The 12393-nt window shown below is 64.6% G+C and carries 12 protein-coding genes; 6 read left to right on the top strand and 6 right to left on the bottom strand.

The features are described 5' to 3' along the window. Nucleotides 1-71 precede the first annotated feature (71 nt). A complete protein-coding gene (locus NB311A_RS10565) occupies nt 72-377 on the top strand; it encodes a DUF6460 domain-containing protein (protein ID WP_009798528.1) in 306 nt (101 codons plus the stop codon). A gap of 66 nt (nt 378-443) precedes the next feature. On the opposite strand, the gene NB311A_RS10560 is transcribed toward NB311A_RS10565, so the two are convergent. Further along, nucleotides 444-1538 (bottom strand): quinone-dependent dihydroorotate dehydrogenase, encoded by a 1095-nt coding sequence (locus NB311A_RS10560; protein WP_009798527.1) that lies wholly within the window; start codon nt 1536-1538, stop codon nt 444-446. Beyond that, on the bottom strand, nt 1535-1879 hold the full coding sequence (locus NB311A_RS10555) for a DUF952 domain-containing protein (RefSeq protein WP_009798526.1): 345 nt from the start codon (nt 1877-1879) through the stop codon (nt 1535-1537). The genes NB311A_RS10560 and NB311A_RS10555 overlap by 4 nt, the downstream gene beginning before the upstream one ends. 219 nt (nt 1880-2098) lie before the next feature. Here NB311A_RS10555 and NB311A_RS10550 point away from each other — a divergent pair, with 219 nt between their 5' ends. Next, nucleotides 2099-2725: a helix-turn-helix transcriptional regulator gene (locus tag NB311A_RS10550; RefSeq protein ID WP_040674897.1), complete on the top strand. Its 627-nt coding sequence runs from the start codon at nt 2099-2101 to the stop codon at nt 2723-2725. Nucleotides 2726-2840: 115 nt separating this feature from the next. On the opposite strand, the gene acs is transcribed toward NB311A_RS10550, so the two are convergent. The 4 genes from acs to tsaD all read right to left on the bottom strand — a co-directional run bounded on the left by acs (nt 2841) and on the right by tsaD (nt 7447). After that, nucleotides 2841-4799, bottom strand: coding sequence for an acetate--CoA ligase (acs, locus tag NB311A_RS10545; RefSeq protein WP_009798524.1), 1959 nt, complete (start codon nt 4797-4799; stop codon nt 2841-2843). Nucleotides 4800-4963: 164 nt separating this feature from the next. After that, nucleotides 4964-5377, bottom strand: a complete 414-nt coding sequence (locus NB311A_RS10540) for an EVE domain-containing protein (RefSeq protein ID WP_009798523.1) — start codon at nt 5375-5377, stop codon at nt 4964-4966. Nucleotides 5378-5379: 2 nt separating this feature from the next. Next, nucleotides 5380-6360, bottom strand: a complete 981-nt coding sequence (locus NB311A_RS10535) for an NAD(P)H-dependent glycerol-3-phosphate dehydrogenase (RefSeq protein ID WP_040674895.1) — start codon at nt 6358-6360, stop codon at nt 5380-5382. 13 nt (nt 6361-6373) lie between these two features. Then, nucleotides 6374-7447 carry a tRNA (adenosine(37)-N6)-threonylcarbamoyltransferase complex transferase subunit TsaD gene (tsaD, locus tag NB311A_RS10530; RefSeq protein ID WP_009798521.1) on the bottom strand — a complete coding sequence of 358 codons (1074 nt, stop codon included), beginning with the start codon at nt 7445-7447 and terminating at the stop codon, nt 6374-6376. A 93-nt stretch (nt 7448-7540) separates the two neighbouring features. On the opposite strand from tsaD, the gene hemC reads away from it, so the two are divergent. The 4 genes from hemC to NB311A_RS10510 all read left to right on the top strand — a co-directional run bounded on the left by hemC (nt 7541) and on the right by NB311A_RS10510 (nt 12391). Further along, the gene (gene hemC / locus NB311A_RS10525; protein ID WP_009798520.1) at nt 7541-8491 is read left to right on the top strand and encodes a hydroxymethylbilane synthase; all 951 of its coding nucleotides are present in this window, start codon (nt 7541-7543) and stop codon (nt 8489-8491) included. Between the two features lie 3 nt (nt 8492-8494). Then, the gene (locus tag NB311A_RS10520; RefSeq protein WP_009798519.1) at nt 8495-9241 is read left to right on the top strand and encodes a uroporphyrinogen-III synthase; all 747 of its coding nucleotides are present in this window, start codon (nt 8495-8497) and stop codon (nt 9239-9241) included. A gap of 89 nt (nt 9242-9330) precedes the next feature. Beyond that, nucleotides 9331-10728, top strand: a complete 1398-nt coding sequence (locus tag NB311A_RS10515; protein ID WP_040674894.1) for a hypothetical protein — start codon at nt 9331-9333, stop codon at nt 10726-10728. Between the two features lie 7 nt (nt 10729-10735). After that, on the top strand, nt 10736-12391 hold the full coding sequence (locus tag NB311A_RS10510; RefSeq protein WP_040674892.1) for a heme biosynthesis protein HemY: 1656 nt from the start codon (nt 10736-10738) through the stop codon (nt 12389-12391). Nucleotides 12392-12393 lie beyond the last annotated feature (2 nt).

Raw genomic sequence — 12393 nt, 5'->3', positions numbered from 1 at the left:
GCGGAACGGTGGTTTCCCCTCCGCCGCATACTGATTATGTTGGTGGGCCTTATGTCCGCAGGAGAACTTTGATGCCGAACGACGACACCCGGAACTTGCAGGCCAGCCAAGACAGCCTGTCGCGTTTTCTGGGCGGCTCGCCGCTCGCGGTCGCGTTTCGCCTGATCCTGCTATCGACGCTGGTCGGCGTCATGCTCGCGGCGATCGGCTTCGACCCCTGGAATATCGTGCAAAGCATTCGCCTGCTGATCGAACGCGTCTGGGATCTCGGCTTTGATGCAATCAACGGATTGTGGCGCTACTTCCTGCTCGGCGCCGTCATCGTGATCCCGATCTGGCTGCTGTCGCGCCTGTTCGGCGCGCCGCGCGGGCGGTAGAGAGTTTTCCGGCACGTCATCAGATCTGAAAGCCCCGCTTCTGGTTCTATCAGGAGCGGACAGGCTCTACACCGGCCAGTCTTCCGCCGTAATGGTCGCCGCGTCAGCGCCGATGACATCCGCTAGCGAGTCGCGGCCGGTTCGCAGCAATGTCGAAGTCAGATCGCTCTTGATGTTGTCGATCAGTCCGAGCCCCTTGTAGACCAGGGACGAGTAGAGCTGAATCAAGGTGGCGCCTGCGCGAATTTTGGTCAGTGCGGCGCCGCCTGAGTCGATGCCGCCGACGCCGACCAGCGGAAATGCGCCTTCCGTCCGCACATAGGTTTCCGCCACCATCCGCGTCGACAGGCGGAACAGCGGTCGTCCTGATAATCCACCCTGTTCTTTCGCGCGCGCTTGATCGCGCAGGGTCGAGGGGCGCGTCAAGGTAGTGTTGCCGACGATCATACCGTCGGTGCGTCGTGAGCGTGCGATGTGAACGACGTCGTCGAGCTCTGCCAGGGTCAGGTCGGGCGCGATCTTGAGCAGCACCGGCGTGTCGCCTGCGTTCTGTCGGACACGCTCGCGGGCGTCGATCACCCTCGCCAGCAATTCGTCGAGCGCCGCCGCCTGCTGCAGGTTGCGCAGGCCGGGAGTATTGGGCGACGACACGTTCACAGTGAAGTAACTTGCCACCGGGGCAAAGATTTCGATCAGCCTGACATAGTCGGCGATGTGATTGGCCGAGTCCTTGTTGGCGCCGATGTTCACTCCAACGATGCCGCCGGAATGCGCGCGGGCCGCAAGCCGGCGAAGCACGGTGTGTGCGCCGTCGTTGTTGAATCCCATGCGGTTGATGACGCCCTCGTCGCGTTCAAGCCGGAACACGCGGGGACGCGGATTGCCGGGCTGGGCTCTCGGCGTTACCGAACCGATTTCGACGAAGCCGAATCCGAGTTTCAGCAGTGCGTCCGGAACCTCGGCGCTCTTGTCAAAACCGGCGGCCAGGCCGATCGGATTAGGAAAATTCAGGCCGAAGGCGCGGACCGCAAGTTTCGGATCCTCGGTGCGCTGGCGTATCGGCGGCAGGAGCCGTAAACCCTGTATCGCCATGCGATGCGCATCTTCGGGATCGAACCAGCGCAACAGGGGCAGCGAGAAGTTATCGAAGGCGCGGATCACGGCGCAAGCTCCGGAATATCGTGATATCCGTCCGGTCGCGCGGGCATATCCAGCACAGTTGTGACATGACGCAGATCGAGTTCGCCATAGAGATGTGGAAACGGTTCGCCTCCGCGCGAGATTTCCCACCGCAGCGCCTCACCCAGTCCATCGGCATCGATCGCGATCAGGAGCAGCCCGGTCTGGCCAAAAAAGTGCTTGCGGGCCGTGCCTTCGAGCTGGGACGCGGTTGAAAAATGAATGAACCCGTCACGGAAATCGTCGGCGCTGCCGCGAAAGACGCCGTGCCGCTCGGCCTCCCGCCAGGCCGAAGCAGGACAGATTTTGTAGATCGTGCGCACGCGTGTCCGAGCCCGTCATCGCGCTTCCTGAAAAGCGCATAACCCCCTTGCCACCCGCTAAAATTGCGGCGGATCATGCGTGACCGTATCGGTGGCTCGCCCGCACTTCAAGAGCCGCATTTTATCCCCGGCGCAATTGCAGGCTTGCGCCCGTTGAGGTAATAATTCCTAATCTTTGACAGAATTCACCGCCGCGGAATCAGGACGCGCCCCATGGTCATGCTGACACACGCCCAGATATGGACCGCGCTGGACCGTCTCGCGGAGCGCGCCGGCCTATCGCCGTCGGGCCTTGCGAGAAGGGCAGGGCTCGATCCAACCACCTTCAACAAATCGAAGCGCATTACCAGCGACGGACGGGAGCGGTGGCCTTCAACCGAGTCGGTGGCCAAAGCGCTCGCCGCGACCGATACCGCGATCGACACCTTCGTGCAGTTCATCGAAGATTCGGCGCGAGCCGCGCAGGCCGTGCCGTTGTTGGGGTTCGCCGAAGCCGGCGCCGGCGGCTATTTCGACGATGGCGGCTTTCCTGTGGGGAAGGGCTGGGATGAGGTGGGGCTTCCTGCTGTCAACGACGAGCACGCGTACGCGCTGGAGATATCCGGAGACTCGATGAAGCCGGCCTATCGTGACGGCGATGTCATCGTGGTCTCGCCGGGGACGCCGATCCGGCGTGGCGATCGCGTGGTGGTGAAGACCAGGGATGGCGAGGTGATGGTGAAGGAACTCAAGCGCCGGACTGCGAAGACGATTGAATTGCAGTCGCTCAATCCGAGCCATGCCAACCGCACGCTGCCCGCTTCCGACGTGGAATGGATCGCGCGGATCGTGTGGGCGAGCCAATGACCTCGTTGAAATCTCCCGCTGGAGCATGATCCCGAAAAGTGGAAACAGGTTTTCGGAAAAAGATCATGCTCAAACAATAAGCGACGAGTCTGATTCAACGAAGTTGAAACAAACTCTAAGCTGTCGCGCCGTCTTTTTTGTTCTGGCGATTCTTGACGAGATCGGTGACGACGGCAGGATCAGCAAGCGTCGTGGTGTCGCCGAGGCTGGACGGCTCATCCTCGGCGATCTTGCGCAGGATGCGGCGCATGATCTTGCCGGAACGGGTTTTCGGCAGGCCGGGCGCAAACTGGATCAGGTCAGGGGAAGCGATCGGGCCGATGTCCTTGCGGACCCACGCGACCAGTTCCTTGCGCAGTGTCTCGCTCGGCTCCACGCCCTGCATCAGGGTGACGTAAGCGTAGATGCCCTGGCCCTTGATGTTGTGGGGATAGCCGACCACGGCGGCTTCCGACACGCTTTCATGCGCGACCAGCGAGCTTTCGACTTCCGCCGTGCCCATGCGGTGACCGGAGACGTTGATGACGTCATCGACGCGGCCGGTGATCCAGTAATAGCCGTCGGCGTCGCGGCGGCAGCCGTCGCCGGAAAAGTATCTTCCCTTGTAGGAGGAGAAGTAGGTCTGCTCGAAGCGGGCGTGATCGCCATAGACCGTGCGCACCTGGGCCGGCCACGATCTTGCGATGCACAGGTTGCCGCTGCATTCGCCTTCCAAAACATTGCCGTCGGCATCGACGATCTCGGGCACGATTCCGAAGAACGGCTTGGTCGCGGAGCCGGGCTTCTGAGCGATCGCGCCCGGCAGCGCCGAGATCATGATGCCGCCGGTTTCCGTTTGCCACCAGGTGTCGACCACCGGGCAGCGGCCGTCACCGACCACGCGGTGGTACCATTCCCAGGCTTCGGGGTTGATCGGCTCGCCGACCGAGCCGAGCAGGCGAAGGCTCGCGCGCGAGGTTTTCTTCACCGGCTCGTCGCCCGCCTGCATCAAAGCGCGGATCGCGGTCGGCGCGGTATAGAAGATGTTGACCTTGTGCTTGTCGATCACGTTCCAGAAACGGGAGGTGTCGGGATAGTTCGGCACGCCCTCGAATATTATCGTGGTCGCGCCGTTCGCCAGCGGCCCGTACAGGATGTAGCTGTGGCCGGTGACCCAGCCGACGTCGGCGGTGCACCAGTAGATGTCGCCGTCGTGATAGTCGAAGACGTATTGGTGCGTCATCGCCACGAAGACCAGATAGCCGGCGGTGGTGTGCAGGACGCCCTTGGGCTGTCCGGTCGATCCCGAGGTGTAGAGGATGAACAGCGGATCTTCCGCGTTCATCGGTTCGCACGGGCATTCACTTTCGACCACGGCCGCGGCCTCGTGATACCAGACGTCGCGCGTCGGATTCATGTCGACATTGCCGCCCGTGCGTTTGACGACGATCACCCAGTCGACCTCGCCGTTGACCTTCTCGATCGCGGCGTCGACATTGGCCTTCATCGCGATGGTGCGGCCGCCGCGCAGGCCCTCGTCGGAGGTGATGATGACGCGCGATTTGCAATCGCGCAGGCGGCCTGCGATGGAGTCCGGGGAGAAGCCGCCGAACACCACCGAGTGGATCGCGCCGATCCGCGCGCAGGCAAGGATCGCGTAGGCAGCTTCCGGAATCATCGGCAGGTAGATGGTGACGCGGTCGCCCTTCTTGACGTTGCGCAGCCGCAGGATGTTGGCCATCTTGCAGACTTCGTCGTGCAGTTCGCGATAGGTGATGTGCCTGGACTGCGAGGGATCGTCGCCTTCCCAGATGATCGCGGTCTGGTCGCCGCGTGTTTCCAGATGCCGGTCGATGCAGTTGTAGGCGGCGTTGAGCACGCCGTCCTCGAACCATTTGATCGAGACCTTGCCGAGTTCGAACGAGGCGTTCTCGACCTTGGTGAACGGCGTGATCCAGTCCAGGCGCTGCGCCGCCTCGGACCAGAATCCGTCCGGATCCTTGATCGAGCGCGCATACATCTCGCGATATTTGGCGTCGTCGACCCAAGCCCGCTTGGCCCAATCCGCGCTTACATCATAAATATTGTCGGACATTGTTTTGCTCCACCGCAGGACTCGGGCCCCGGAACCGAAGGCAGGTCCGTCTTCGCCGTTGCGACGATTATGCGTCGCGGTGTGTAACGGCGACAAGCCGCCAGGTTGGATTCTCATTCAACTGTGTCGAGGTCCGGAATCCGGCCTGGAGCGCTCGCGTCTGCCTACAGCCCGCCCATCTTGCAGATAAGCTTCCATTCCGCCGGGGTCACCGGCTGTACCGACAGACGCGAATATTTCACCAGCGCCATGTCGGCCAGGCGCTCGTCGGCCTTGACGGCGGCGATCGTCACCGGTGTCTTCAGCGGCTTGTTCGCCTTGATATCCACGCAGACGAACTTGCCGGTCTTGTCGGTGGGATCTGGATAGGCCTCGCGGATGATTTCGGCGATGCCGACGATCTCCTTGCCCTCGTTGGAATGATAGAAGAAGGCGAGGTCGCCTTTTTTCATGGCGGCGAGATTCTGCCGCGCGGTGAAGTTGCGCACGCCGGTCCAGGGCTCGCCCTTGGCACCCTTCGCCACCTGCTGCTCCCATGACCACGCCGAAGGCTCCGATTTCACCAGCCAGTAGGCCATCGCTATCCCTCTCCCCGGAACGGCCGCGTCAGCAGATTGTCGATGGCGCCGTCGATCGTCAATCGCCCGGCCAGAATGGCCGCGACAGCCTGCGCGACCGGCATCTCGACCTCGTGGGCGGCTGCCAGTTCGAGCAGCGCCGGCGCGGTAAGTGCGCCTTCGCTGAGTTTGCCGTGAGGCGCTGGCTCGCCGCGCCCCAGCGCGATGCCGAGCGAGAAATTGCGCGACTGGAGACTCGAACAGGTGAGGATGAGATCGCCGAGACCGGACAGGCCGGCCAGCGTTTCGCCGCGCCCGCCGCACGCGCATCCGAGGCGAACCAGTTCGCTGAACCCGCGCGTGGTCAGCGCCGCCAGCGCCGACGCGCCGAGTTGTTTACCGACGACGATCCCGGCAGCGATAGCGAGGACGTTTTTGGCGGCGCCGCCGATCTCGACGCCGCGGACGTCCGTCGTGTGATAGGGGCGGAAGGCGGCCGAGCCGAGCGCGTGAACCAACGCGACCGCCAACTCGTCGTCTCTCGCGGCCAGCGTCACGGCCGTGGGCAGCCCCTTTGCCACGTCGTCGGCAAAACTCGGTCCGGACAGGATCGCGGGGACGGCATGAGGCGCGGCCTCTTCGATCACCTCGGTCATGAAGCGCCGGGTGCCATGCTCGATGCCTTTGGCGCTGGCGATCACGGGAGTCCCGCGCGGAAGATGCGGCGCCAGTGCGGCGACCGCCGCGCGCGAATGTTGCGCGGGCACCGCGATCACGACGATATCGGCGCTACCGGCGGCGGCGAGATCGTGCGTCACGATGATGTTGCGGTCGAGCGGAATGCCGGGCAGGCGCGGATTGTCCCGCGTTGCCGAGATCTGTGCTGCGGCAGCGGCGTCGCGCGCATACAACGTGACCTCCCGGCCCGCGCGCGCGGCGACGCCAGCCAGGGCGGTACCCCAGGCTCCTGCGCCGATCACGCAAACGCGGTTGAGCGGTCTCATCGCGGCGTCGCCTTCAAAATCCGGCGCGGGTATTGGCGAAGCCTGCCGGCGCTTGCGCATTGGCATCGAGCAGCCAACGGGCGCGCGGAGGAGCTTCAAGCGTGTCGGTCAATCCCGCCGCCAGCCGCTCGGCGCCCGCCCATGCGATCATGGCGCCATTGTCGGTGCAAAGGGCCGGCGGTGGAATGATGAGCATGGTCTGCGCCTTGGCGGCAACGCCTTCGAGCGAGGCGCGGATCGCCCGGTTGGCGGCGACGCCGCCGGCGGCGACCAGGGCGCGCGGCGTTCCGAACCGCTCTTGAAACAGTTTGAGCCCGACGCCGAGCCGATCCGCGGTCGCCTCCAGCACGGCCGCCTGAAACCCGGCGCAGAGATCGCTGATGTCCTGCGGCTTCAGCGGATCGATGCGACTGGCTTCGTTCCGCACGGCTGTCTTCAGCCCGGAGAGCGAGAAATTGGCGTCGGGCCGTCCGAGCATCGGCCGCGGAAAATTGAATCGCGACGCATCGCCACCCTCCGCGGCGCGCTCGACCTGCGGGCCGCCGGGGTAGGGCAGGCCAAGCATCTTCGCAACCTTGTCGAAGGCTTCGCCCATGGCGTCATCGACCGTGGTGCCGAGCCGGACATAGTTGCCGACGCCGAGCACGGCGACGATCTGGGTATGCCCGCCGGAGGCGAGGAACAGGCAGTAGGGGAATTCCAGCGCGCGGGTCAGCCGCGGCGTCAGCGCGTGGGCTTCGAGATGGTTGACCGCGATCAGCGGCGTGCGATGAACAAGTGCGATCGCCTTGGCCGTGGTCAGCCCTACGATGACTCCACCGATCAGGCCCGGACCGGCTGCGGCGGCGATTCCCGAAAGCTGTGGGAATCCGACGCCTGATTCCTTCATCGCACGGGCCACAAGGCCGTCGAGCAGTTCGACATGGGCGCGGGCCGCGATTTCCGGAACCACGCCGCCATAGGGGGCGTGTTCTTCGGTCTGCGACCGTACGATGTTGGAGAGAATCCGGGCGCTGCCGTCCGGGAGACGCTCGACCACGGCGGCGGCGGTCTCGTCGCAGGTGGTCTCGATCCCCAGCACCAGCATTGGCGTATTGTACCTAGACTAGATGTGGCCCTTGCGTTATCGGGCAAACCAGCGTTTCCCTTCCCCAACGGCGTAGCACTATGAGGTCTTGGCGTGCAATCCTCGGACGAGACAGAGATTCTGGCAACGATCGGCACTCGGGGCAGCCCGCTGGCGCTGGCGCAGGCTCACGAGGTGCGGGACCGGTTGGCGCGTGCGCATCAGGTGGCGCCCGAGCGGATCGCCATCAAGACCATCCGAACCTCGGGCGACGCCATTCAGGACCGGCCGCTGTTCGATGTCGGAGGCAAGGGACTTTTCACCAAGGAAATCGAGGAGGCGCTGCTCGCCGGCGCCATCGACTTCGCGGTGCATTCTTCCAAGGACGTGCCGACATTCCTGCCCGACGCGACCTGGCTGCCGGCCTTTCTGCCGCGCGAGGACGTGCGCGACGTCTTCATCAGCCCGCGCGCTGCGTCTTTGCACGATCTTCCCGCCGGCTCGATCGTCGGGACAGCGTCGCTGCGGCGGCAGGCCATGGTGCTTCGGTTACGCCCTGATCTGAAGGTCAATGCGCTGCGCGGCAACGTCGAGACGCGTTTGCGCAAGATCGATGCCGGGGAGGCCGACGCCACGCTGCTGGCGCTCGCCGGGTTGAATCGCCTCGGATTGCAGGACAAGGCGACGCGCATTCTCGAGACCGAGGAATTCCTGCCGGCGGTCGGGCAAGGCGCCATCGCGATCGAATCGCGCCGTGACGATGATCGCATCAACGCGTTCGTGAAAGCGATCGGCGATTCTGAAACGGAGGTGGCGCTGAGCGCGGAGCGGAGCTTTCTGGCATTGCTCGACGGCTCCTGCCGCACGCCGATCGGCGGTCATTGTCGCGTGAACGGCGACCGCATCCACTTCCGTGGCCTTATTATTTCTCCCGATGGCACGGAATCCTATGAAACCACGCGTGAGGGAGCACGTGCCGATGCGGCCGCACTCGGGGCGGACGCCGCGCATGAACTGCGTGAGCGCGCCGGCGAAAAGTTCTTCACTTTGTTTGCCGGAGCGTGAGGCGTGGCGGTTCTCGTCACACGGCCTGAACCGGACAATGGAACCACGGCGGCGGCGCTGCGCGCGATGGGGCGCGAGGCGCTGTTGTCGCCGGTGTTACGCTTCGAGGCGGTTGCTTTCGAAATCGATCAGGACGCGAATTATGGCGCGGTCATTGTGACCAGCGCCAACGCGCTGCGCGCGCTCGCCGTCCATCCGGGGATTGAATCGCTGCTGAATCTGGCCGTGTTCGCGGTCGGCCGTCACACTGCCGAGGCCGCGCGCCGGATCGGCTTCCAGGATGTGGTGGCGGCAACCGGAGATGCCGCGGCATTGTGCGAGCTCATTTTGGAGGGTGTCCGCGCGAAACGTCTGATAAAAGGCGCCAGGATTCTTTATCTCGCTGCGGCGGATCGTTCATGCGATCTCGCCGGGAAGCTCGAAGGGCACGGTTTGATTGTCGTAACGACAACATGTTACCGCATGGCGCCGGTGGCGAGCCTGTCTCGCGAGGTCTGTGACGCATTTGCCTCGCACCGGATATCAGCGGTGCTGCATTATTCGCGGCGCAGCGCCCGTGCGTTCCTGGATGCCGTCCGTATCGGGGGCGTCGAGATTTCGGCGTTGGCGGTGCCGCAATGTTGCATCTCTGGCGCAGTCGCCTCGATTCTGCGGGACGCCGGTGCTCCCCATGTGCTGGAGGCGAGCGTCCCGGCCGAGCAAGCCGTATTGGAGGCACTGGATTGTGCGTTGCGGTCGTCGTCGCAGTAAGACGTGCGTTACGGCCACAATCGCGGTAAAGAGGGGGAGGGGTCTCGAATCTGATACACGATGTGTCGCTGCAATGGGGAACCGTGACGATGGCAGATGACAAGCATGACGACGTCTCCCAGGAGGGAAACTCGCGTCCGCTTTCCACAGGCGACGACGCGACTGGAATCTCCGGGGCGGCGGAGAATGCGGCCCCAGCGGATGGGGGTGAGGCAGCGGGCGATCAACAGGCCGGGAACTGGCCGTCCACGTCTTCGGATGCGCCCTTCAGCGCCAGTTCGGGCGCGGATGACGCCTCTCAGGACCGAGGCTGGCAGGATCAGTCGTCGGCTACAGACCTCGGGGCCGACCTTTCCGTCGCAGCCGATGAAACCGACCCTGGTTCGGGCGGGGCGGTTGATGATCAGCCCTTGGCCCGGCAGCCGGCTCCTCCGCGGTCTCCATCCCGCGCATCGTTGGTTCTGATCGCCGCCTTTTCAGGCGCTGTCGCCGCCGGGATCGTAGCCGGCGGCGCGTGGCTGGCGGGCTTGCCGCCGTCACCCACCGTCCCATCCTCGGAGCCACAAGTGAGTCAGGCGGAATTCGGCGCTCTCGCGAACCGGGTGGATCGGATCGAAGCGGCGGCGGGCAAGCCGGCCGCCTCGTCGCTCGATCAGGCCGCGGCGGAGCGCATCGAGACGCTGGACAAGTCCGCCGCCTCCTTGCGCGAGGAACTGACGTCGTTGCGCGAGGAATTGGCAACCGTTCGCGGCCAATCCGACAGGCTGGCCGCCGCGCTGAAGGATGGAACGGCTGTGCCGCGGCAAGACGGCGAGACGCCGTCCGATGTTGTTCCATCCGACCCTGCGCCGTCCGATCTTGCGGCTCTCAGCGCGCGACTCGCGCAGACCCAACAACAGGTCGAGCAGATGACGCAAACCCTCACCGCGGAGGAGACAGCCAAGCGTGGCGCGGCTCCGGCCGACGACGGACCGCTTCGGCTGGCCGTTGCTGCGACGCTGCTGAATGTCGCGGTGCGCCAGGGGCAGCCTTATGGCGATTTGCTGGCGGTGTTCAGGACGCTGATCTCCGAGCCGGATAAGTTGAAACCGTTGGAGGCGTTCGCAGAGTCCGGGGTCCCGAGCGCGAACGTGCTATCTCGCGAACTTCTTGCGATCGTTCCGAAACTCGAGCCTGCGCCGATCAAGGTCTCCGCCAACGACATCGTGAACCGGTTGCAGGAAAGCGCCGTGCGTTTGGTGCGCATCGAACGCCTGGACGCGCCGCCAGCCGGAGATTCCGCCGGCGCCGTCGTCGCTCGCATCAAGGTGGCCGCCCGGCACAACGATGTCGCCGCCGCGAGAAAAGAACTGAATACACTTCCGCCGACCGATCGTACCACCGCGGAGCCCTGGATCGCCAAGGTCGACGCCCGCGATGCTGCTCTCGCCACTGCGCGTCAATTCGCTTCCGAAGCGATGGCGGCACTGGCCAAACCGGCGCCATAGGTTCCAGATGTTGCGTATCATCCTGTTTCTCGTTCTTATCGCCCTCTCTGCCTTGGGCGCTTCCTGGATCGCTGATCAGACCGGCACGATCGTGCTGTCGTGGGACGTCTGGCGGATCGAGACGACGCTGCCGGTATTCGCGCTCGGGCTGGGCCTGCTGGTCGTTGCCTCGCTCCTGGTATGGAGCGCCGTGCGCGGATTGTGGCAAGCCCCAACGCGGCTCCGCCGCGCGCGCCGGGCGCGCCGGACCGCGCGCGGCAGGGACGCCATTACGCGTGGACTGCTTGCGATCGGACATGGCGATGCGACAGCCGCGCGCAATCATGCCAGGGTTGCCCGGCGTCTGGTGTCGCAGGACCCGTTGGCGCTGCTCCTACATGCCCAAGCTGCGCAACTTGACGGCGACGCGGACCGTGCGCAGCGCGTCTTCCGCACCATGGCCGAACGCGCGGATACGCGGCTATTGGGTTTGCGAGGGCTTTTCATCGAAGCCCAGCGTGCCGGCGATCCGGCGGCTGCAGTTGCGATCGCGGAAGAAGCGCTTAAGACGTCGCCATCCTCGATATGGGCTTCTCAAGCCGCGCTTGGCTTCCGATGCGCCAGGGGCGACTGGGCTGGCGCGCTCGCCATTCTCGACAGAAACGCCGCGTCAGGCCGTATCGACAAGGCGCTGTATCGCCGTCAGCGTGGCGTGCTGCTCACGGCGAGGGCGTTGGAGCTTGAGACGTCCGATCGCGACCTGTCACGCCAGACCGTGATGGAGGCGGTAAAGTTTGCGCCGACGCTGGTTCCGGCCGTGGTGCTTGCAAGCAAGTACCTGAGCGAAGCCAACCAGATGCGGCGCGCGATGCGTATGATCGAAACCGCGTGGCTGGCACAGCCGCACCCCGATCTCGCTGATGCCTATGCCCATGTGATGCCGGGCGATTCAGCGTTGCAGCGGTTGGCGCGCGTCGAGAAACTCTCGGAAAAAGCGCCTGGTCATCCGGAAAGCGCGATGGCGATTGCGCGCGCCGCGCTCGATGCCAGCGAATTCGCGCGGGCCCGTGATGCTCTGGAGCCGCTGATCGCAGCGCCGACGCAACGCGTCGCGATGTTGATGGCCGAAATAGAGCATAGCGAGCATGGCGATAGTGGGCGCGCCCGCGCCTGGACGTTGCGCGCCGTGCGTGCCCTGCACGATCCGGTCTGGACTGCAGACGGGTACGTGTCCGACCACTGGCGTCCGGTTTCACCTGTCACTGGCCGCGTTGACGCGTTTCAGTGGCAAACGCCTCTGGCGGCGCTGCCTTCGAGCAGGCCTCCCTTGGTTGAGGCGGACGTTTCGGACCAGATCGCGGAAGAGACGCCTCGCGTCGAAGCCTTGCCCGCCGCTTCCCCCGGCGGGGAGTCCAAAGCTCAAGACGACGCAATGTCACCGGCTGATGTCGAAGCCGCATCGTTTGGAACTATTCCTATGCCGGACGAGACTGCGGCGTCGCCGATCAGTCATACAGAGGAAGACAAGCCCGGCGCTATTCCGGACGTGATCCCGATTGTCCGCGCTCCGGACGATCCGGGGGTCGATGACAGTCCCCAAAACGATGAGTTTGCTGAAGACGACTCCGCGGCTGCGCGTCAGGCGGGAGGGTTGCGCGGACTCCTGTCGCGCCGGGGGAACTGATG

Origin of the sequence: Nitrobacter sp. Nb-311A (assembly GCF_000152905.1) — a bacterium.
In the GTDB taxonomy this organism is placed as follows: Bacteria; Pseudomonadota; Alphaproteobacteria; order Rhizobiales; family Xanthobacteraceae; genus Nitrobacter.
This window is presented reverse-complemented; position numbering and strand designations above follow the sequence as displayed.